The organism is Mariniradius saccharolyticus AK6 (genome assembly GCF_000330725.2).
Classification (GTDB): Bacteria; Bacteroidota; Bacteroidia; order Cytophagales; family Cyclobacteriaceae; genus Mariniradius; species Mariniradius saccharolyticus.
In genome coordinates this window covers 76,408-99,150 of sequence record NZ_AMZY02000010.1, presented here as the reverse complement: position 1 = coordinate 99,150, position 22,743 = coordinate 76,408, and the positions used below count along the sequence as shown (strand labels likewise).

The window sequence follows — 22,743 nt, the reverse complement described above, 5'->3', positions numbered from 1 at the left end:
AATCAGGGTTTAGTTAGGAATTCATCCAGGTTCAACAGGGCATTGGCTACCACCACATAAGCGGCAAGTGTATTTTTATTTTTTTGCTCCGACTGGGAAATCAACTCAATGGCCATTTCGGGTTTCTGGCGATAGTTTTCCAATGCCTGTTCGTACAACTTTGTCAAAGCTTGGAGTTTTGCAGGTGGGATTTCTTCCAGCATCATCGATCCATACATTGACGCGATCGCTTCCTGGGGTTTCTCACTGAGTGTATGCATTTTTTTTGCTATCTCTCGCGCCGCATCGATGTAGACCGGGTCGTTGAGGGTGACGAGCGCCTGAAGCGGTGTGTTGGTGACGATGCGTTTGCTGAGGCAGACCTCCCTGCTACCGGCATCGAAGCTGATGAAGGAAGGGTAGGGGCTTGTCCTTTTCAGCAGGGTGTAGACTGCGCGTCGGTACCTGTCTTCGCCTTCGCTCGTTGTCCAGGATTCACCGTTATAGACCGTCTGCCAAACGCCCTCAGGCTGCTCAGGCATGACTGGCGGACCATACATTTTCCTGCTCAGCAAACCGGTACTTGCCAGAGCCTGATCGCGTATCTGTTCGGCGCTAAGCCTTATCCTCGGTCCTCGGGCATACCAGCGGTTTTCCGGGTCTGCGGCAAGGATTGCCGGTGTGATTTGTGAGCTTTGTCGATAGGTGTTCGAAAGCACGATTTCCCGGATCAGCTTTTTGAGGCTCCAATCATATTCGTACATCAGTTGCCAAGCCAAATAATCCAACAACTCCTGGTGCGATGGCGTATCAGATTGGGTACCCATGTCCTCCAAGGTGTTGACCAAGCCCCGACCAAACAGCTGCTGCCAAACCCGGTTGACGACCGTGCGTGCAGTTAAGGGGTTCTCTTTGTCCGTCAGCCAATAGGCCAATCCAAGTCTGTTTCTGGGCCATTTTTCTTGCCAAGGGTTCAGGGCTGCCGGAGTCTTCGGCTCTACTTTTTCGCCAAGCAGCAACCAATTTCCCCTTTCAAATACCCTTGTCTCCCGCTGCATGAAGCTTGGGTTTTCACCCATGATCGGTAGTGAGAGCGGTTTTTGGTTGAGCAGGCTGATAAACTTCTCCTGCATACCGGCGTGTCCCGGTTTGTCTTTTCCGGGAAGAGAGGGGACGAAGGCAAACCATACGATCGCTGAGGTGTTTTGTTGGGCTTTGGCTCTTGGATTTTCGGCCGAAATGAAAAGGTCAACCTTTCCATCTACGGGTAAAAAGGGTATCGCCCGCGTCACTCGACCATTGGTTTTGTTGATGACAAATTGGCTGAGGACCCGCCCGTCTGGACCGTCTTCACGGATACTCATCTTGGTTCCGTCCACATCCGCCCAATAATTCAGCAGCAAAAGGTCGGAGCTGCCTGTATAAACATTTCTCAGATATGTTGACCCGCCAGGCCAAAGGCCCAGCCATTTGGTATCGATCAGCTCGGCCTTGTCAAAGTCCTCACAGAGATGCGCATGGTATTTGGGCTCCTGGAATCTGAGGAAATCACCGTAGAACCTAACATCTTCCTTTTTGCCAAAGTCCTTGACCCAATTTTTGATGGTTTCGATTTCAGCCAAATCAGTGGCTTCATACATGCGCAGCTTGGGTTCCTCATCGTGGGTATCTTCGTCCCTGGAATTGTTGAAAAATGCCGCCGCTTGAAAATATTCCTCGTGCCGGATTGGGTCGTAGGGATGGCTGTGGCATTGCACACAGGCCATGGTGGTACTTTGCCAGACTTCAAAGGTTGTGTTGACCCTGTCCAGCACGGCAGCTACCCGGAATTCCTCATCCTGGGTTCCGCCCTCATCGTTGTTCATGGTGTTTCGATGAAAGGCTGTGGCTTTCAATTGTGTGTCGCTCGGCTGGGGCAGAAGATCCCCGGCTAGCTGTTCGATGGTAAATTGGTCAAAGGGCATATCCGCATTCAGTGCGTCGATCACCCAATCCCTGTAAGGCCACATAGTCCGTGACACATCCCGCTCATAGCCTTTGGTATCTGCGTAGCGCGCCAAATCCAACCACCAGCTTGCCCATTTTTCGCCAAAAGCCTTGTCAGAAAGCAGCGTGTCAACGACTTGATCCAAATCCACTTGCCCGGTTTTCCATTCCTTGGCGAGGCCTTCGGAGGGTGGCAAGCCTGTGATATCCAAAGAAAGCCTTCTCAGCAACCGACCTTTGGATTCTGGAGCGGAGGACTGAAGTCCATTTTCCTCCAGTTTTTCCAGTACAAAGGCATCCAAGGTAGATGCTTTGATCCCCTCTTTCCATTGTGGACGATTCGGTACTTCTGGTTTTGCTACTTTTTCATAGGCCCAATGATCTCCCCATTTTGCGCCTTGCTTGATCCATTTCCTCAGGATTTCAATTTCCTGTTCAGAAAGCGGGGGTTTTTGGTAAGGCATCCGTAACTCGGGATCGGTTTCATGGAGCCGCTTGATGAGGTTGCTTTGGTTGGGACTGCCGGGGATAATGGCCGGTATCCCTGATTCGGTCGGGGCTAATGCTTCCTCCTCAAACAGTACGCTGAAGCCACCGTTTTTTTTGACACCGCCATGGCAGGAAATGCAATGCTTGTTCAGGATTGGCTTTACTTCCGTACTGAAGTTAACACGGTCTTCGGGCCAAAGCCAAATGATCAATCCGACAAGGAAAAGAAAGGCAAGGGTGATAAAAACAGGTAATCCTTTGGGAAACATGTAATTGACGCTATTTCGGTCAAATTACAGAATTTTGGAATTTTCGCAAACAGGATGTGAGAATCGGGGAAAATGGGAGTAGGAGATGCAGGGTTTCTCGATTTCTGCGACGAATGGCCTCGAAACCTTATTGCGCCTCCTATCTCCTTTCCAAATAATGTTGAAAGATATTTACTTGGTCATGGCCTCCAAGAGATCATGCTTGGTGACGATGTGGATTTGGTGTTTGTCGTCCCTGACAAGGACCGCTTTTTCCTTTTCGAGCATGCTGCTGAGCACATCAAGCGTACTGTCCAAGGCTACAAATTTCATCGAAGTTTCCATCACCTCGGAAACTTTTGCATCCTTCAATTCTGGATTTTCGATGATCTTGGAAAGCAGTTTGCTGTCGGTAATGCTCCCCACAACCTGACCATCTTCCACGACGGGAATCTGGGATACGCCCTTTTGGTTCATCAGGTGGATAGCATCCTTTACGTTGTCGTTTTTCTGGGAGACAACCAGCCTGTAGCTGCCATTTCTAGAGGCGATGATATCCCTTGCAGTGCCAAAAGATTTGTCCTCGAGAAAGCCGTGGTTGCGCATCCAATCGTCGTTGTAGATTTTGCCGAGATAGCGTGTGCCATGGTCTGGCAGGATGATCACCATCACGTCACCCTCCTTGAGGTTTTCTTTGGCATACTCCAAGGCACCGTGTACAGCCGATCCACAGGACCAGCCCACGAAGAGCCCTTCCTCACGGGAAAGCCTCCTTGTCATTACGGCAGCGTCTTTGTCCGTGACCTTGATAAAATGGTCAATGAGTGAGAAGTCTACGTTTTTTGGGAGAATGTCTTCGCCGATACCTTCGGTCAGATAGGGGTATATCTCATCTTCATCGAATACTCCTGTTTCTTTATATTTTTTGAAAACTGAGCCATAGGTGTCGATGCCCACGGTCACGATATCGGGGTTTTGTTCCTTGAGGTACTTTGCTGTACCGCACATGGAGCCTCCGGTGCCGACGCCCGCCGCATAGTGCGTAATTCTGCCTTCTGTATCTTTCCAGATTTCGGGGCCGGTCGTTTCGTAGTGCGCGAGGGAATTGGAGAGATTGTCGTATTGGTTGGGGTAGAATGAATTCGGGATTTCTTGGTTGAGACGTCTTGCTACGGAATAATATGATCGAGGATCCTCGGGTGCAACGTTGGTTGGGCAAACGACTACCTCGGCCCCGACGGCCTTTAGGATATCGATTTTTTCCTTGGATTGTTTGTCTGCCATTGTGAAGATGCAGCGGTATCCCTTGGCTATTGCCGCCAAGGCCAAGCCCATTCCCGTATTGCCGCTCGTGCCTTCGATGATGGTGCCTCCGGGCTTTAGGATTCCGGCCTCTTCGGCGTCTTCTACCATCTTGATGGCCATCCGGTCTTTCATGGAGTTCCCGGGATTGAAGTATTCGACTTTGACGAGGATTTCTCCTTTGATGCCCTTATTGATTCTGTTCAAGCGAACCATGGGGGTGTTGCCAATGGTCTCGATAATGGAATTGTAGATCATACTATTTGGGTTCAAATCTGCCGAAAGGTACGAATTATTACAGACCCAAGTGAGTCGTGGCAGACGAATCCAAATATTATTCTGAAAAAATAACGGTTGCCTCAGATGCTCTTTTCAACGGGCTCAGCGGGTACGGCATATTCATCCACTAGCGCCACTGCGCCATGTATGCCTGTTTCATCCAGCTCCGAAATCAGGATCTTGAGGTTGGCACTCACGGAGGGATACTTGAATGTGGCGATATTGGCCAGCATACTTTCCCTGAAAAAGGGGTAAGCTTTTCTAATCGATCCACCTAAGACAATTGCCTGGGGCGCTAGCGTGTACAGGATGTTTTTGATCAATTCACCCAAATGGTGCCCGTATTCCGCATAAGCGCGCAATGCCTCTTTGTCTCCATCTTTCGCCCGCTTCGAAAGTGATTTTGCCTTTGCATGGTATTTGGCATAAAAAAATTTGGAACTGCAATAAAACTCAAAGTCTTGGTCCAAATAGGGGGCTGAGCACCATTCGCCCGCCGCACAGTTGAAACCACAATAAAGGTGTCCATTCGCAATAATGCCTGCGCCAAGTCCGGTGCCAAGCGTGATTCCGACTACATGCTTATAGATTTTTGCTGCGCCAAATTTGTATTCCCCAAGCGCAAAGCAATTCGCGTCATTGTTGATGTATACCGGTTTGCCGAACCTCAATTCCAAAAACTCCCGGAGGTGTACCCTTTTGAAGGAAGGGATATTTTCAAGATTGAGCACAATGCCCAAATCCGTGTCTATCAGACCTGGAATACCTACTCCAATCGCAAAAAAATCGTGGTGAAGATAGGTGCCAATCAGATCGGCGATCGTCTCGAGGATGTACTCCTGGGATTCCTGTGAGGGAGTTTCGATCATTCGGATATCCACCAACTCGGATCCGACGAGCACGCCTGCTTTGATATTGGTGCCACCAATGTCCAAGCCAAGAATAGGTCTTTCGGTTTTCAGCATAGGTTTATTGTTCAAAAGTTCAACGGCCGCAGAAGAAAGTTTGCGCTGGACTTTCTTCCCGGCCATTTATTTTCTCGTACTTCAAAGCATTCCCTCGATGGATTTTTCCAATTCCCTCGCATGGGCCAAGAATTCCTCGACATTCATATCCTTGAAGAATATCAGGCCGTGGCTTGACCGAACCTTTGCCGTATCGTGGAGGTAAAAATAGTTTTTACCCAATAGCAACTGTATGTCGTTTAACTGTCCCACCCAGGTTCTTTTCGCAACAGTGGAGAATTTCCCGTTGTGCGAATAGCTAGGGAAGGAAGCATTTACCTGACTCAGGTAGCAATTGGTGAAGGAATCTTCCATCACCGACATGTCTCCGAGTGAAACAGGCACGATCACGTTGGCCTCGTGGGGTTCAAATTTGAACCAAACGTTTCTGTAACCAATGATGCGCAATTCGCTCAAGTCTTTTTCCAATCCCCATTGACGGACCGCTTCTGCGGTTGCTTGAAGTACCTTGTAATGGGTATCTGGCCCAGAACCTTCTGGGTCCAATGTCAAACTTATTTTAGTTGGGTTAACTTTTCTGAACAATTCCACGATCGGTTCCACATCACGCTTTTTATCGGGTTGTTCGGTGAAAATGTCACCAGTGTAGAAGCCCAAGCGCAGGTGGTGGACGTTTTTGACCTGTACCCCAAAATGCGCCCAAACCAATTCCTCCTCAAACTCCCGGATCATACCTTTCAGCTTCTGGATTTTGGCCGGGTTTTTCTCGCCGTCATAGGAGTTTCTCAGAATGCTGATCACGTCATTGATGGTTTCGCGCAGCTTGGCCTTACTTTTCACTTCCCAAATGTCCACCAATGCCCGCACGACCCTATGGCATAGACCTCTTATTCTCTGGTCGGGGTGTTCGGAAGCCACATTGGTCAGAAAGTGATAGACATCCTTATCGGTTTTCAGCTTGTAGCCTACGTCAAAAAAGTCATCGTAATGGACCATTTGGATCAAGCCTTCGTCCAGCAATTTCTTGGTCTGCAAAAGCGTATCGATCACAAATGAATTTGTCACGGCCGTGAAGCCCGAAGTCAATACTGAGAAATGGGCTTCGTTGGTGTTTTCCGCCAATTGATTTGTAATGTGTGGCAAAATCCCCAAAGAGATATCATCATGGTGCGGGCCGGTATGTAGCAGTACTTGGTTTTTTTCCTTTTCTGTACCGCGGTTGATTTTCTCAACCACACTTTTCATCACTTGGTTGACCGTGTCTTCGGACAGCCCCGGAATCATCGACGTGTATTTGTCTGCTTTCAGGTCCTCCATTTTGAGCCTGTGGCCGTACTTTTGGATCTTTTTGCAAAGATCAATGATGGATCTTTCCGTTTTCTCCCAGGTCCATTCGCCTTTTTTGTAATAGGCGTCCACGGAATCGGTCAGGCGAACTGCAGCACCTTTGGTCAGGTAAAAACGTCCGTTTTTGAGTTTTTGCAGTACTGTTCCAGGATAGATATTGCTCAGGGGTGTTTCCAGAGAATCCTTGACGATTTGGGCTTTGGCTTCACCCGCGGCGATGATAATGCCGACTGCTTCCGGATTGTAAACAATGGTTTCAAGGCCAATTGTAATCACTAGTCTATTGGCAGAAACCTCGATCCCACCCAAATCCCCCGCGGCTACGGCCTGGGTTTCGAAGTTTGTTTCTGTCAGACGCGTGGTCGAAAACAAGTGCGATCCCCGCGTATTGAATGCTATATGTCCATCTGGACCAATTCCGCCCAAGAAAAACCCTATGCCGCCTGCATCCCTGATGCGCTGTTCATATTGCCCGCACCAATGGTCAATCATGTAAATGGATTGCTGCTGGATTTTTTCGAGGGCATTTATCGGATCGCGGAAGCGGAGGGACAAATCCACCTTCAAATCAGGGAAAACCTCCTTGAAGTGCTTGCCGCCAGCCAAAGGGATCTCGTCCGAATTGATCAGGATGGCTTTTTCCTTGCTCATTCCAAATCCTTCCAGGTAGAATTTGTTGACGTAGTCGAAGAAGCTGTTTTTCTGTTTGGAAGAAATCGGGTAGAATTCATCGATCTGCACAAATGTCAAATCCTTCAGGTTGGGCTTCTTTAGGGCTGACATATTGTAGCGGTCCCGCACTTCTTTCCCTTTTTTTGTGTCCCAATTTTCCAAAAGGAACTGCGTCCATTTGATAAAGTATTCGGGAGTTTTTCCAGTCGGAAGACTGATGACGCCTTGGGGGTTTTCGGAAACCCATTCCAAAAATCGGCAAGCCGTGATCAAACCGAGCTTTGGGAAGTTATCGACCGTGAGGTACGGTATCAGCGTGCTGATGTTCTCAATTCCTGATTCTTTCTGAAAGGCTTTTTCTACTTCTGAAAGCGGATATTTGCTGAGCATATAGATGGAGTTATGTTGCTGGGTTTATCAGATTCGTACTCTGGATTTGTCATGGAGAAGTTTCGGTTAGAAATCTTTCTTCCGATCATTAATTTTGGTAATCGTTCCCTTTTTAGAAGATTGGTTTATTCTAATCTGCATTGCAATTACCAATCTTTCCAAATAAGAAATTTTATTGGGATTTTATTTTCTACACAAAATAAAAAAACTTTTGTATAAAATCATAGACTTTTATAAAAAATTTAAAAAAGATCTTTTCGATTTGCTAAAATATATTTTTAGTAAACGCCACCCTGATTTTCAGTTGAAATTCTTTGATCACTTTGAAGATTTCCACCAATGTGACCATTTGGACCTTCGTCAAATGGTCAATATTTACATGGTTGGAGGCTTTTTCATCTTTTTGAAGCAATTGTAGCGACTGTTTTTCGAGCCGAAGTCCCATCAGGTAGTAGTACGCGTGGCTGAGTTCATTGGCTTCCTTGTGTGAAAAGACACCCAATGATTCAAGCGCCTTGATTCTTTCTCCGGTATTTGTTTCAAAAATCCTGTGGTGTAGGGCATATACCCGGGCCAAGTCAACAATGGGGGTCATCGTTTTTTTGATGTTAAAATGTTTTTCCCCATCAATTTCGTAGGTTCTGATACCCCTGAAAAATGAAAGTGGAGGTTCAAATTGCAGCGCATTGTAACCCATATTGACAAAAAAGCGCTCCGGAGCTTTTTCAAGTAAATCTCCCATAAATGTCTTCAATTGATCCAAAAGCGAAAAATCCCCGAAAATCGGCCTGCAGTCAAAGAAGGTTGCGTACTTCATTACTGTTTCCTGTGAAGACTCTTGGATCCAGTTTTCATAGTTGCGCTTCCAGTGCGATAGCGAATGGGTCCACTTGGGGTTTTTGGCCATGTATCCACCCTTACAGAATATGATACCGACCCGGTCCAGGTCGGTGGAAACCCGATCTGCAAACTCCAGGAAGTATTCGCGCACAATCTCCCGTTGCTCATTGGCTTTATCTTCGTAAATGATTGCATTGTCCTGATCGGTCTTAAGCGTTTGCTCGGACCGTCCTTCACTTCCCAATACAAAAAAGACAAACTTTGCCGGTGGCGGGCCCATTTCATGGATCACGTTTTCGATGATCCGGAGCGCAATGGCGTCAGAGACAGCCGTGACGATTTGGTTGATGATTTGGGCCTTCATGCCCTTTGACAACAAATCGTGGATAATCGAGGGAAGTTGCGCCCATTTCGAGGCGAGTTCCTCAGTGTCCAAGGCTTGCTTCACGGATTGGATAAACATGAACGGTCCCTGCGCCTGTTCGGAGAGGATCTTGTTTCTGGATATCCACCCGACAAATTTTCCATGTTCGCGGACGAGCAAATACCTCGTCTTTGTTCGAAACATCAGCAGCAAAGCTTCATAGAGAAATGCCTGTCTTGGGATAAAGACGATACCCGAATCCATTATCTCCGCAACTTCAATTTCCGCAGATATTCCTTTGGCCAATACCTTGTCACGGAGGGTGATGTCAGTGACATAGCCTTGGATGTCATCCTCCCTAGGACCTACAAATACGCAGGACATTTTTTCTTCGGCCATGGCCGCTGCCACGCCGGAAACGGGAGTCTTGGGATGAAAAACCAACAGCCTACGGTGATGCAGGTCGGCGACTTTTTTGGTATAAAAATGATCGGAAAGATTTTCTGAAGCAGCCATTTGCCCTGCGTAAGTAAACATGGTGAAAATAATTAATTTTCTTAATTTCGGCTATGATAATCATTGTGACGGGTGTATCCGGGAGCGGAAAAACCACTTTGGGCTCCCTTTTGGCAAAGAATCTTCATTTGCCTTTTTATGATGCGGATGACTTCCATCCCACAGCAAATATCGAGAAGATGACCCACGGTATTCCCTTGACCGACCACGACCGTTGGCCTTGGCTTGATCACCTAGCGGAGAATATCCAAAAATGGGAATCATCCGGTGGGGGGATTTTGGCTTGCTCTGCGCTACGGGAAGTATATCGGGAAAGGCTTCAAACCGTCCCGGACATTATTTGGCTGCACCTCAAAGGCATGAAGGAAGTGATTGCCGAAAGGATGGCCGCAAGAAAGGGCCATTACATGAACCCCGATTTGCTCGATTCGCAACTCAACACTTGGGAGGAACCTGGATACGGTTATCACATCGATATTACGAAGAGTCCAGAAGAAATGGTAAAGGAGGTGTTGTCTTATCCTGAAATATCCCAAGCAGCTTCCCATATCGGCATCATCGGCATGGGTGTAATGGGGAAAAGCCTTGCGTTGAATTTTGCTGAAAAGGGCGTTCCTGTTTCGGTTTACAACCGTTTTGTGGAGGGGAAAGAGGAATACGTTGCCAGCCAGTTCGCTGAGGAGAATACTGAATTTCCGTTGTTGAAGGGATTTGATGATCTGGAAGGTTTTCTTTCATCGCTTCAATCCCCGAAGAAGATACTCCTGATGATCCCTGCCGGTGCGGCGGTTGATCAACAAATCGCCCAATTGGAGTCCTCGTTGCAGGAGGGAGATATCCTGATTGATGGCGGGAATTCTTTTTATGAGGATTCTAATCGACGCGTGAAGGCTTTGGAGGAAAAGGGTCTTCACTTTGTAGCGATGGGCGTTTCCGGTGGAGAGGAGGGCGCTCGTAGAGGTCCTTCTCTGATGCCGAGTGGAAGCCGGGAAGCCTTCGATATCTTGGCACCCTACCTGCAAAAAATCGCCGCAAAAGATGCCCATGCCAATCCCTGCGTTGAGTATATCGGCCCCGCCGGATCCGGGCATTTTATAAAAATGGTGCACAACAGCATCGAGTATGCTGAGATGCAGGCTTTGGCTGAGATTTACCAATTGATGAAATATGGACTCAAACTCACCTATCCTGAAATTTCGAAAGTGTTGAAGAATTGGGCAAATGAAGGCCTAAGGAGCTATTTGTTGGAAATTACTGCCGATATTTTATTGGTAAGGGATGGGCGGGAATATCTGCTGGATATGGTCTTGGACAAGGCGGGCCAAAAAGGAACCGGCAGCTGGTCCTTGACCACTGCTTTGAACTTTCAAGTGCCTTATAGTCCTTTGTCTGAAGCCGTGACTGCCCGGATGCTTTCCAGCAACAAATCTAATCGGGTCGAATTGGCTGAATATTATGGACACAGATTCGGCGCCTTTGCGGAGGATAAGGTCATTTTGATCGAGAAACTCAAAAACGCCTATGCCCTCACACGGTTCATCAACCATGAAGTAGGCTTCGACTTGATGAAGACGGTATCGGAAAAAGAAGGCTGGAACCTCAATCTCAGCGAGATTGCCCGTATTTGGACCAATGGCTGTATCATCCGCTCTACCATGATGGAGCAGTTGGTGGGAATTTTCAAGGACAACACGTCCATTTTCACCACCAAATCACTCAAATCAAAAATCAAGGAAATGAAATTGGACCTAACGTACATCGTTGGCTTGGGCTTGCAGCATAGCCATGCGCTGCCTGTCATGTCAGCCGCTGCCAATTATTTCCTCAGCCGCATCACGACCGATTCCCCCGCTAATCTCATTCAGGCACAACGAGACTATTTCGGTGCGCATACCTATCAGCGCAAAGACGACCCAAGTGGGGCCTTTTTCCACAGTGATTGGAAAGCCAGTGTTCCACACCCATCTTAAACCCAAATTTAACCATGAAAAAGCTCCTTCTTTTATTTGTCGCGGCATGTGCTTCTCTTGCGTGTGCTGCGCAGGATATGCTCGTTCAAAACGTCCACATCATCGACGTCGAGTCGGGTCAAATACTTCGCGACCAGTCCATTTTGGTACAAGAAGGAAAAATCACAGCCGTATTCCCCAAGGCATCACCGCCCAGAAACATACCGACCAATATTACCAAAACAGACGCAAAAGGAGCTTTTGCACATCCTGGTTTGGCAGAAATGCACTCCCATATTCCGCCTGCATCCGCAGAGGGGGACTTTTCCTATACCCAGGATATCCTTTGGCTGTACATCGCTAACGGCATTCTCAATGTAAGGGGAATGATGGGGCATCCTTCACATCTTGAGTTGAAGGGAAAAGTGGCCTCTGGGGAAATCATTTCCCCACGCCTGTTTGCTGCGGGTCCTTCCCTGAACGGAGGCTCTGTGCAAAGTCCGGAGCACGGCGCCCAAATGGTCCGGGAGCAGAAAGCCGGTGGATTTGACCACCTCAAGCTGCATCCAGGATTGGATATGCCGCGGTTTTTGGCGATCGCGAACACTGCGAAAGAAGAGGGTATCATCTTTGGCGGCCACGTTTCATTGGACGTGGGCCTTGCCAATTCCCTCCAACATGGCTACAAGTCCGTGGAGCACATGGATGGATATATTGAGGCACTGGTTGCAGACAAGAGCAAACTTGATCCCCAGGTGGCGGGAGCGTTCAGCATGATGGCGCTTCCCTATGCAGACATGTCCAAAATCCCTGAATTGGTCCAAATGACATTGGATTCCAAAGCTTGGATTGCGCCGACCCTTACGCTGTTTGAACGGTTTTTTGGGTATATACCTGCCGACCAGTTTCGGCTCGAACCCGACATGAAGTACCTCCCGGGAGTCCAAATACAGCAATGGGTCAACCAGAAAAAACTGTTGGAAAACCAGGGCATGCTTCGGGAAGAGATCGTGAAGCCTTACCTTGAATTCCGTCAAAAAATGCTGTTGGCTTTGCATACAGCGGGAGTTCCGATATTGATGAGTTCGGATAGCCCGCAGGTGTTCAACGTACCCGGTTTTTCGATCCACAATGAAATCAAGTCCATGCACGAAGCGGGAATGGAACCTGTCGAAATCCTCAAGTCTGGATCGGCCAACATCGCGCGCTACTTTGGACAAGATGGGCACTATGGAGTGATCAAGTCGGGTGCTGCGGCAGATTTTGTCTTGGTGTCAGGCAACCCACTCGAAGATCTCAGCCGACTCAAAAACATTGAAGGCCTGATGCTCCGCGGTCAATGGATCAGCAAGGAAAAGATTCAAAGCGAGCTGAAAAGGATAGAGGAGAAGAATGTGAGGAGGTGAAATAGTCCGCCAATGATGGCAGTAGCGTATTTTGGACCCTGATTTCCCAGCCACTAAAAAAAATCCCGTGCCATGATGGAAGGGTCATGGCACGGGATAATTTTTTTTTACTTTACAACTCCCAGTTCCTTGCCAACTTCAACAAAAGCTGCAATCGCCTTGTCTAGGTGGTGACGCTCATGTCCGGCCGAAATCTGAACGCGGATCCGGGCTTGGCCTTTCGGCACGACGGGAAAGTAGAATCCAATCACATAGATTCCTTTTTCCAGCAGCTTTTCAGCCATTTTTTGGGACAATACCGCATCGTAAAGCATGATCGGAACGATGGGATGCTCTCCCGGCTTGATGTCAAATCCTGCCTCAGTCATCTTGGCCCGGAAGTATTTGGTATTTTCCTCGAGTTTGTCCCGGAGTTCGGTCGTCTCGGATAGCAAATCAAACACGGCAATCGATGCGCCTGTGATCGAAGGCGCGAGGGTATTTGAAAACAGGTAAGGTCTTGAACGTTGGCGGAGGAGTTCGATGATTTCTTTTCTGCCTGAGGTGAAGCCGCCCGAAGCACCGCCCAATGCTTTGCCCAAGGTACCGGTGATGATGTCGATTTTGCCCATGACGTTGCGGTATTCGTGTACGCCGCGGCCGGTTTTGCCCATGAATCCGGTGGAATGGCATTCGTCTGACATGACTACCGCTTTGTATTTTTCAGCCAAAGCGACAATCTTGTCCAGTTGCGCGATGGTGCCATCCATAGAGAAGACCCCATCCGTGACGATGATTTTCTGAACGGCACCTTTGGCATCGGCATCCTTGAGTTGGGCTTCGAGGTCCTCCATGTTGTTGTGCTCATAGCGGTAGCGCATGGCTTTGCAGAGGCGGACACCGTCGATGATGGAGGCATGGTTCAGGGCATCGGAGATGATGGCGTCTTCCGGACCAAACAAAGGCTCGAATACACCGCCATTGGCATCAAAAGCGGCTGCATATAGAATTGTATCCTCTGTACCCAAGAACTTGGAAATCTTTTCCTCCAACTCCTTGTGGATGTCTTGCGTCCCGCAGATGAAGCGGACAGAAGACATACCGAATCCATGCGTATCGATGGCTTTCTTGGCCGCCTCGATCACTTTGGGGTGGGATGACAAGCCAAGGTAGTTGTTGGCGCAGAAGTTCAACACCTTTTGTCCGCCGGCGATGGTGATTTCCGCAGCCTGGGGGGAGGTGATTATCCGCTCTTTCTTGAAAAGTCCAGCAGACTGGATTTCCTGCAACTCTTTCTCTAATTTGGGTTTTAGGGTATCGTACATGGATTGGAATTAGTTTTTTTAAAAGCTCAAACACTTGTGGCGCCCTTGTGCCGTACATCGGCTGAAATCACTATTTTTGCGCCATTCAATCCCAAATATAATCAAAAACCTCAGGGGGCATAGAAGTCCATCTGTCGGAAAATTTTACTCATGGAAAGCGTTTTGATCATTGGTGCAGCCGGGCAATTGGGCTCAGAACTGACACAGGCTTTGGCCGAAATCCATGGTGGCGAGCAGGTAATCGCTACCGACATCAACCCAAAATCACTTGAAAAATTTGATTGCTGCAAGACAAAAGTCCTTGATGTGATGGACGATGCGGCTGTCCGCCGACTGGTGAAATCCGAAAGTGTGACTCAGATTTATCATTTGGCCGCGGTGCTTTCCGCCACGGGCGAGAAAAACCCGCTTTTTGCCTGGAGGTTGAATATGGACAGCCTGCTTTCCATATTGGAGCTTGCGAAGGAAGAAAAAATGGACAAAATCTATTGGCCTTCTTCCATTGCCGTGTTTGGTCCCAATACGCCCAAGGTCCAGACACCCCAATACTGTGTCAAGGAACCCAATACGGTTTATGGAATTTCCAAGCAAGCCGGGGAGCGCTGGTGCGAGTACTATTTTGAAAAATACGGTGTTGACGTACGCAGCCTTCGCTATCCAGGGCTAATCGGATACAAGTCTCTGCCGGGCGGAGGAACTACTGACTATGCCGTGGATATCTACCACAAGGCGATAGCAGGGGAGCATTTTGTATCCTTTCTTAGAGAAGATTCTTATCTGCCGATGATGTACATGCCCGATGCCATCAAAGCCACCATCCAACTCATGCAGGCACCACGGGAGAGTGTCAAGATCCGCTCGAGCTATAACCTTTCGGCGATGAGTTTTTGTCCAAGGGAAATCTATGAAAGCATCAAGCTTCATTATCCCGACTTCAAGATCAGTTATGAGCCCGATTTCCGCCAAGCGATCGCTGATTCTTGGCCCGACAGCATTGACGATAGCCGAGCTCGGCAGGATTGGGGCTGGCAGCACGACTTTGACCTTGCCAAGATGACTGCCGATATCCTGAAACATTTGCCCACTTACAAATTTTAGGTGGGCATTTATCTGCGGTCTATCGTAAAGTGTGGCATTTGGCTTGTGCTGCCTCCAACCCAATGAATTCTATCTGATCTGAAAATGACTTCAACCAACACGAACCAAGAACGTCTTGCCGCACTTCGGGAAAAAGGCTATGACTTTGACCTGGATCTGGTGTTCCGGAAGTCTTGGGAAATGTTTTTGAAGCAGCCGCTTTTCAGCATGGCCTTTACGCTGCTGATTTTTTCCTTGCAGCTGCTGGCGCTGGTTTATCTTGATAAATTCCTTTTCCTATTTGGCCTGCTGCTTGCCCCTCCTTTGTATTCGGGTTTTTATCTCGTGGCCTTCAAGATCAGTGCTGGGAAACCCGTTGTGTATCCGGATTTCTTCAAAGGTTTCACCTACTATTTTCCGACCGTCTTGATTTGGCTGGTAGGGCAGGTTTTGGTGAGTCTGGGTATTTTTGCTTTTATCATTCCGGGAGTCTACCTGGCAGTAGCTTACAATTTTGCGGTCTTAATGGCAATTTTTGGGGGATTTGACTATTGGAGCGCATTGGAGGAAAGCCGGAAACTGATCACGGTGCGTTGGTGGAAGTTTTTTGTCTACACCTTACTTGTGTTGTTGATCAATCTCGGCGGGATTTTGACCTTTGGTGTCGGATTGTTGGTGAGTGTTCCGGTTACGTTTTACTCCACCTACATTTTGTTTGAGCAGCTGACACGGGAGGCACTGGCGGAATAGGCCTTAATCCAAGAGGAAATTGTTGAAAAAGCTGCTTTTCAGCCCCATCCAAATGAGGAAAAAGAGGATGCCCCAAAACAAATACACCCGATAGAAATCCACAGTTTCCTTGTAGCGGGATTCCTTGATTTCCGCTTTTTCCATGGTATTGATTTGGTCAAAAATCTGCTCGAGCGCATTTCCATCGGAAGCCCTGAAAAATTGCCCGCCGCCGATGCGCGCGATATCCCGCAGGGTGGTTTCGTCCAGATAGCTCTCAATCATCTGCGGCCGTCCAAAGAAATCCACGCCATAGGGTACCATGCCATCCTTGCCCACGGCAATCGTGTAGATTTTGATATCCATGGCCGCGGCGAGATTGGCAGCGAAGATCGGATCGACGTTTCCGGCGTTGTTTTCACCGTCGCTGAGCAGTATCATGACCTTGCTTTTGGATTCTGATTCCCGCATGCGATTGGTGCCTGCCGCCAGCGCACTGCCAATCGCGGTGCCTTTGGCGTCCATCATATTGAAGGTGATATCCTTCACCAAATCGGTGAGCAGCTTGTAGTCTGTCGTCAAAGGAGCCAGCGAAAAAGCCTCTCCTGAGAATATCACCATTCCGATCCGGTCGCCAAACCTGCCGTTGACAAAATCAATCGCCGTTTGCTTGGCCGCTTCCAGCCTGTTGGGGCTGAAGTCCTGTAGGTCCATCGATTCCGATATATCCATCACCAGCATGATATCGATGCCCTCGGTGTATTGTTCGACACGCTCGTTGCTTTTCTGCGGACGGGCGAGTGCGATGATCACCATCCACAGTCCGAGTATAAAAAGTACTCCCGGAATGAGACGTAGATAAGTCCATGGATTGTTTTGTGAAACCGTACCCGGAAGGGAAAGCTCCAACACGGGGTTTTTTAGAAATTTGACAAACTTCCGCAAACCCATTACCAACGGAGCGATCCAAAGCAGGTGCAAAGCCCAGATGTTTTCCCAATCATAGGACTGGAATGTCTCGGGAAGGAACCAAAACAAGGAGAAAAAGTCGCTGATGTTATTTGGATTCATCGGGTTCGGTTATCTTCTTTTGGAACGCCATGGCGCATACTTCCCTTAGATTTTGACAGTTTTCGCTGATGTCCTTTCCGGATTGCCCCGCATAGATGATGGATTCGATCGCGCGGAAATCCTTGATGATGTCTTTGTTGTCAAGGAATTCCGAAATCTCCGTGGTAGTCCATTCCCTGAAAGGTTGCTCATTGAGATGCTCCATGTAAGTTTTCCAAAGCCCTAGCAACTCGTCGGCATGATCCATGTCGGGTTGGGAAGCAAAGGCAAGTTCTGCTTTTTCCCACCGGCTGAGGAAGCGTTTGTATTTGCGTTTCTCGAGCCAGTTTTGCCATATTCGCTTGAGTTTTTTTCCGAAGAAAAACAAAACGACGGCAGCGACCACCAGCATTACCACCAGGACGATAACCAAAACAAACACATTGAATTCGGTAGGTATGGGTTGGTAGACGTTGTTGTCCTTGAAGGCGAGGTTTTCGGGAAGCGGGTCAATCGTCAATTTCAGGGCGAGTTGGGCTTCCAGGGGTTTGTGCTCCAGACTATCGTATCGAAAGACTTCATAAATCGGTAATGACAGCCGTGCAACGGGGTCGAGCGAAAAATTCGACACATAGTACACGGCGGAGTCCAATGTCACGTCATCGGTTGTAGATGAGATGAAGGATTTTTTCTCAAGCAAAACAAAAGGCTCGAAATTATAACTGGAATCCGGGAAAATGATATTCGTGCCGGGGCGATATTTGGCTTTGAGCACATAGGCAACCCGCTCGCCCAGCTTCGCTGAATCCTGCATGAAATAGCCCTCCACCTCAATATCCTGCGCCAAAACCGGCCGGACAAAGAATCCCAAAATCAACAATATGGAGGCCAAGATTTTACCCACGCTTCATGGTTCGGTTACGGTGCTTGAATAGTTCTATCAGTGGCAGGACAATGTCATTCTTTGTACTGATTTCGAGGTAGTTGACTTGGTTTTTCTTGCAGACATCTTGGAGGTGTTCGCGTTCTGAGCTGAAAGATTCTAGAATTTTTCTAGAAAAACTCCCAAAGGCGGTATTCACCCAAGTCGTCCTACCTTGCTCTTTGTCATAGACCGGGATGATCCCCAAAGTAGGTAACGCGGATTCCCTTGGATCGGTTATTTGGATCGCAATCAAATCGTGTTTTTGGGCCAATGCCTTGAATGGTCGTTCGTATCCTTGATCAATAAAGTCAGAAATCACGATGACAATACTCCTTTTCTTGATGATGTTCAGGGCGAAGTTGAACATTTCCTTCAAGTTTGTTTTGAGGGATATGTTTTTGTGGCCGAATATCCCTTGGATGATTTTGATGCCCTGCTTGGGACCTTTGCCGGGAAGGATGATTTTTTCTTTTTGGTCTGAAAAAGAAATCAAGCCGACTTGGCTTCCTTCAAAGACCGCGGCCAAAGTCAGTACCCCCGCCACTTCTTTTCCGATATCGATTTTCTTTTTGCCTTCGTCGCCGATATCCTGCGAACCGCTGATGTCCAGCAAAAAATAAACCGACTGGTCTTTGTCCTCCCGAAAGGTCTTTACGAAAGTGCCGTGGCCTTTGGCGGAAACTTTCCATTCGATCGTCCTGAAATCATCCCCATATTGATAGGGTCTCAGGTCGTCAAACTCCAACCCAGATCCCTTGAAGATCGATTGGTAGTCACCCTGAAGCTGGTTGTTGACCACCTTCCGGATCATGATTTCATACCGTCTGAGCTTCTTGAGGAGTTGGTTCATGTTGGGGTTTTCGCGGGCCTAAATTAAGCCTGATATTTGAATTTAAAAACGAAATGGGATGTTCGGGAGTTTACCATGTTATAATTCGACGGCTATATCTTGGATTTCCTTAATTTTGGTTCGTGAAAAAAATATTTCTCCATTTCTGCTTGATCCTTTCCTTTTCCTGCAGTCCTGACAAGCAGCCGGAAGGCGTGCTCTCGGAAGACAAAATGGTTCAAATCCTGACGGATATCCATTTGGCAGAGGGGATAGTCAGTTCGTTTCCGATACATTTTGATTCCTCAAGGGTATTGTATCCCTATTTGGAAAATGAGGTTTTTGAAAAACATGCGGTCAGCGACTCGGTTTTTAGAGCAAGCCTTGAGTATTATATGCGGGATCTTCGGGTGATGGACAGGATTTATGCCAGGACCATTGATTCCCTGCACGTCATCGAATCTTCTGGCAAATAGGTACGATTCATGCTTTATCCCCAAAACGTAGAAGAAAAAATCAGCTTTACCAAGATCCGGGAACTAATCAAAGAGGAATGTTCTGGACCTTTAGGTATCCAATTCGTGGACAAAATGTCCTTTTCAAAGGATTTGTCACTGGTTTCGAGGCTGCTTGAACAGACAGATGAATTCAAGAAAATCATTGGGTCCGGGGAGTTGTTCCCTTCATCCAACTACACCGATGCGAATCCCTACCTTGACAAGGCGAGGATAGAGGGAAGTTTTCTGGATCAAGAAGAATTCCACGAAATCAGGCTTTCACTTTTTACCCTCAGCCGGTGCATCGAGTTTTTCAAGGATCATGAGGAAGCGTATCCGAGTCTGTTTGCATTGTTGGGCCTTGTTGCATTGGACAATACTGTGCTGAGAGCGATAGAAAGGATACTTGATGAAAAGGGAAAAATAAGAAACAACGCTTCCCAGGAACTATCCCTGATTCGGTCACAGATATTGTACGAGGAAAACCGCCTTAGAAAGGTATTGGACCGTATATTTCGAGAAGCCAAATCGAAGGGGATGACGCCCGATGACGCATCCATTACCGTCAGGGGAGGCAGGATGGTCATTCCGGTTTTGGCAGAAAACAAGCGAAAAATCAAGGGATTCATCCATGATGAATCAGCTACTGGCCAAACTGTATATCTCGAACCAGCCGAAGTCTTGGACATCAACAATGAGCTGAAGGACCTCGAGTACATGGAGCGGAGGGAAATCCAACGGATTTTGACTAAGCTCACGGATACAATGAGACCCTTCATACCCGAGATGCGTAAGGCCTATCATTTTTTGGGAATGGTGGATTTTATTCGGGCCAAGGCAAAGTTTGCGATCAAGACCAATTCACACAAGCCCATTTTAAAAAAGGAGCGTCAACTTCAATGGTCCGATGCAAGACATCCTCTGCTCGAATTTGCCCTCAAACAGGTAGGGAAGAAAGTCGTGCCACTCAACCTCAGCCTAGACCATAACAGAAGGCTCTTGGTTATTTCGGGGCCCAATGCAGGCGGGAAATCCGTCACGCTGAAAACAGTGGCCTTGGCCCAGTTTATGCTCCAATGTGGCCTTTTGGTGCCGATGGACAGTCATTCTGTTTGCACTGTGTTTGATGATTTCTTCATCGACATCGGGGATGAGCAGAATATCGAAAACGACCTCAGTACTTACAGCTCACACCTGATGAGCATGAAGCATTTCACCCAATTTGCTGACAAGAAATCCATAATCTTTATCGACGAGTTTGGTACAGGGACTGAGCCGATGTTTGGTGGAGCGATAGCCGAGGGGATTCTACTTGCTCTCAACAGTACCGGAGCCTATGGGGTGATCACAACCCACTATGGCAACCTCAAACAGGTGGCCGCCAAAAACCAAGGCTTGGTGAATGGGGCCATGCGCTATGACGTGGAGAAATTGGAACCGCTTTACCAATTGGATATTGGCAAACCAGGAAGCTCCTTTGCACTGGAGATCGCTTCGAAGATTGGAATCGCCAAGGATATCATCGACTATGCCAAGGAGCATATTGGAGAAGAGCGTGTCAAGTACGATAAGATTCTTACCAAGCTCGAGAACCAAATGGCGCAGCAAGAATCCCTCCTGCTGGAAAACAAAAGGAAAGAAAGGATCCTTGATCAGCGGATGAAGGAATATGCCGAGATGAAGGAATCCTTGGAGCAAAACAAAAAGAAGTATATCCAAGAGGCGAAGACAGAGGCGAAAGCACTCTTGGACGATGTCAACAGGAAGATCGAAAATACCATTTCCGAAATCCGCCGCACGCAGGCCGACAAAGATAAAGCAAAGGAACTGAGGCAAGAGGTCGAGCAGCTGAAGGCAAAGGTGAAACCAGAGAAGAAAACTCCAGCTCCCGAAAAAACCATCAAGGTCATTTCAGGGGAGATTGCCGTGGGTGATCACGTGCGATTGAAGGACAGCGGTGCGATTGCAGAGGTGATGGCCCTCAAAAAGAATGAGGCCGAAATCAGCATCGGAGATCTGAAATCGAACGTGAAACTGAATCGCTTGGAGAAGATTTCATTGGGAGAAATGAAAAAGGAAAAAAAATCCCTTGCCAGAAGAGTTGGCTTTGACACCAATGCGAAAATGATGGATTTTTCGCCAAACCTCGACATCAGGGGAAAGCGTGCAGAGGAGATCATTTCCTTAGTGCAGAATTTTGTCGATGATGGGTTTATGTTGGGTTTGAAGGACTTGCGTATTGTCCATGGCAAAGGGGATGGCATATTGAGGGAAATAACCAGAAACCTGCTGCGGTCGATGAATTCGGTATCCAAGTTGGAAGATGAACACGCCGACAGGGGAGGCGCGGGTGTGACCCTTGTGACGCTCAAGGCATAAAAAAAGGGATTCCGATTTTGTCGGAATCCCTTTTTTCTTCATGAAAATAGACTTTATGCCTTTTTTCTCAATGTGAATGTATAGTTACCGGCTACGGCGCCATTCGGCATGGTTCTACCACTTGGTGCAACAATGGAGAATGTCAAAATCAAATTGTCTCCTGTCCGTGTAAAGGAAATCGGGATTTTGGCGGCAGGTTTGGAACCATCAAGGATGATTTTGTCAAGGCTGCCTGTCACGAATGCCCAGCTTCCTCCGGCATCAAATAGGTCTGCACCGTTGATGGAGGTGTAGGTTTTTCCTGGAGATGAATTTAAAGTCAGCTCAAAAGTTTGGTAAACGTTCGTTTCGTTACGTCCATCACGAGTAACAGAACCACCTCCAGCCACTGCCCAGGTGATTGTTCCGCTTCCAGTTAAATCTTCAATTGCAAGTTCCTCAGGGGTTTTGGGAGGATCCACTTCTCCGTCGTCTTTACAGGAGAATACTAGAAGTAGCGCGCATAGTGCTAGGAGAGTGCGCATTGGTGATTTAAGCATAATTTTTTAGTTGATATTTCCTCGTAAAAATAGTGATATACCTGAAATATCAAAGCATCCGATTTGGCTTGTAGGTCTCGATTTCTATAAGATTGTCACAAAAGCTGTATTCCCTTTGGTCGTTGGAACAGACGAAAATCGTGGCGTCTTGCGAAAAATGTTGGATCAAATGCAAATACCATTTGACTCCCTTTTCATCTAAATTGGAAGTTGGCTCATCCAGCAGAATTAAATTTGTTTTTGAAAAAAAACAAATTCCCAGCTTCAATCGCTGCTTCATTCCGGAAGAAAACTGTGAAATCGGTTTGTGTTCCTGCCCGATGAGATACATGATTTCCAACATTTGCCTGTGGGTAAGGCTTGGCTTTATTTGCTTGAAGCTGAAGTGGAATTGCAGAAACTCGCTCAAAGTGAACTCTTCTGGGAGTTCGAGATAGGGTGCCGAAATCACTAGGTGATTGTAGATTTCTTCGGAGGGGATGGTTTCGCCATGAATGTTATAGGAAATTGTCCCTTCAGTCAATGGTTGAAGTCCCGAGATACATTTCAAAAGCGTTGACTTCCCCGAACCATTGCTGCCGGTTATTGCCCAACGAGATCCATCGGCAATCTGAAGGTCCAGATTTTTAAAAATCCATTCGTATTGGAAGCGCTTCGAAATATTTTGCAGCAGGACTTCCAT

General features: G+C 47.6%; 17 protein-coding genes. 6 read left to right on the top strand and 11 right to left on the bottom strand.

Annotated elements, in window-relative coordinates; translation table 11 throughout:
- Positions 1-2 precede the first annotated feature (2 nt).
- From C943_RS09675 to C943_RS09655, 5 genes are all read right to left on the bottom strand, one after another.
- Complete coding sequence (locus C943_RS09675; protein WP_008627125.1) at positions 3-2,723, bottom strand: PSD1 and planctomycete cytochrome C domain-containing protein; 2,721 nt, start codon at positions 2,721-2,723, stop codon at positions 3-5.
- A 171-nt stretch (positions 2,724-2,894) separates the two neighbouring features.
- A complete protein-coding gene (locus C943_RS09670; protein WP_008627124.1) occupies positions 2,895-4,262 on the bottom strand; it encodes a cystathionine beta-synthase in 1,368 nt (455 codons plus the stop codon).
- A 101-nt stretch (positions 4,263-4,363) separates the two neighbouring features.
- On the bottom strand, positions 4,364-5,248 hold the full coding sequence (locus tag C943_RS09665; RefSeq protein WP_040480287.1) for an ROK family protein: 885 nt from the start codon (positions 5,246-5,248) through the stop codon (positions 4,364-4,366).
- 81 nt (positions 5,249-5,329) lie between these two features.
- The gene (locus tag C943_RS09660) at positions 5,330-7,657 is read right to left on the bottom strand and encodes a PIG-L family deacetylase (protein ID WP_008627122.1); all 2,328 of its coding nucleotides are present in this window, start codon (positions 7,655-7,657) and stop codon (positions 5,330-5,332) included.
- Positions 7,658-7,922: 265 nt separating this feature from the next.
- On the bottom strand, positions 7,923-9,398 hold the full coding sequence (locus C943_RS09655; RefSeq protein ID WP_008627121.1) for a DUF294 nucleotidyltransferase-like domain-containing protein: 1,476 nt from the start codon (positions 9,396-9,398) through the stop codon (positions 7,923-7,925).
- Between the two features lie 32 nt (positions 9,399-9,430).
- Here C943_RS09655 and gndA point away from each other — a divergent pair, with 32 nt between their 5' ends.
- Together gndA and C943_RS09645 are read left to right on the top strand one after the other, a co-directional pair.
- Positions 9,431-11,347: an NADP-dependent phosphogluconate dehydrogenase gene (gene gndA, locus C943_RS09650; RefSeq protein WP_040479980.1), complete on the top strand. Its 1,917-nt coding sequence runs from the start codon at positions 9,431-9,433 to the stop codon at positions 11,345-11,347.
- Positions 11,348-11,361: 14 nt separating this feature from the next.
- On the top strand, positions 11,362-12,732 hold the full coding sequence (locus C943_RS09645) for an amidohydrolase family protein (RefSeq protein WP_008627117.1): 1,371 nt from the start codon (positions 11,362-11,364) through the stop codon (positions 12,730-12,732).
- 107 nt (positions 12,733-12,839) lie between these two features.
- Here the strand turns inward: C943_RS09645 and kbl are convergent, their stop codons facing one another.
- Positions 12,840-14,036 carry a glycine C-acetyltransferase gene (gene kbl, locus C943_RS09640; protein ID WP_008627116.1) on the bottom strand — a complete coding sequence of 399 codons (1,197 nt, stop codon included), beginning with the start codon at positions 14,034-14,036 and terminating at the stop codon, positions 12,840-12,842.
- A 150-nt stretch (positions 14,037-14,186) separates the two neighbouring features.
- Here kbl and C943_RS09635 point away from each other — a divergent pair, with 150 nt between their 5' ends.
- Together C943_RS09635 and C943_RS09630 are read left to right on the top strand one after the other, a co-directional pair.
- Entirely contained in the window at positions 14,187-15,134 is a 948-nt protein-coding gene (locus C943_RS09635) for an NAD-dependent epimerase/dehydratase family protein (protein WP_008627115.1), read from the top strand.
- A gap of 84 nt (positions 15,135-15,218) precedes the next feature.
- Positions 15,219-15,863 (top strand): hypothetical protein, encoded by a 645-nt coding sequence (locus C943_RS09630; protein ID WP_008627113.1) that lies wholly within the window; start codon positions 15,219-15,221, stop codon positions 15,861-15,863.
- A gap of 3 nt (positions 15,864-15,866) precedes the next feature.
- Here the strand turns inward: C943_RS09630 and C943_RS09625 are convergent, their stop codons facing one another.
- From C943_RS09625 to C943_RS09615, 3 genes are read right to left on the bottom strand one after another with little or no spacing between them, the layout of a single operon-like run.
- Positions 15,867-16,913 carry a vWA domain-containing protein gene (locus tag C943_RS09625; protein ID WP_008627110.1) on the bottom strand — a complete coding sequence of 349 codons (1,047 nt, stop codon included), beginning with the start codon at positions 16,911-16,913 and terminating at the stop codon, positions 15,867-15,869.
- Entirely contained in the window at positions 16,900-17,796 is an 897-nt protein-coding gene (locus C943_RS09620) for a hypothetical protein (protein ID WP_008627104.1), read from the bottom strand. The genes C943_RS09625 and C943_RS09620 overlap by 14 nt, the downstream gene beginning before the upstream one ends.
- Complete coding sequence (locus C943_RS09615) at positions 17,789-18,667, bottom strand: DUF58 domain-containing protein (protein ID WP_008627102.1); 879 nt, start codon at positions 18,665-18,667, stop codon at positions 17,789-17,791. The genes C943_RS09620 and C943_RS09615 overlap by 8 nt, the downstream gene beginning before the upstream one ends.
- Before the next feature lie 122 nt (positions 18,668-18,789).
- On the opposite strand from C943_RS09615, the gene C943_RS09610 reads away from it, so the two are divergent.
- Positions 18,790-19,122 (top strand): DUF4296 domain-containing protein, encoded by a 333-nt coding sequence (locus C943_RS09610; protein WP_008627101.1) that lies wholly within the window; start codon positions 18,790-18,792, stop codon positions 19,120-19,122.
- A 9-nt stretch (positions 19,123-19,131) separates the two neighbouring features.
- The gene (locus C943_RS09605) at positions 19,132-21,522 is read left to right on the top strand and encodes an endonuclease MutS2 (RefSeq protein WP_008627100.1); all 2,391 of its coding nucleotides are present in this window, start codon (positions 19,132-19,134) and stop codon (positions 21,520-21,522) included.
- Positions 21,523-21,575: 53 nt separating this feature from the next.
- Here C943_RS09605 and C943_RS09600 read toward each other — a convergent pair whose 3' ends face one another.
- Positions 21,576-22,046 carry a hypothetical protein gene (locus C943_RS09600; RefSeq protein WP_085988932.1) on the bottom strand — a complete coding sequence of 157 codons (471 nt, stop codon included), beginning with the start codon at positions 22,044-22,046 and terminating at the stop codon, positions 21,576-21,578.
- A gap of 64 nt (positions 22,047-22,110) precedes the next feature.
- The gene (locus C943_RS09595) at positions 22,111-22,743 is read right to left on the bottom strand and encodes an ABC transporter ATP-binding protein (RefSeq protein WP_008627098.1); all 633 of its coding nucleotides are present in this window, start codon (positions 22,741-22,743) and stop codon (positions 22,111-22,113) included.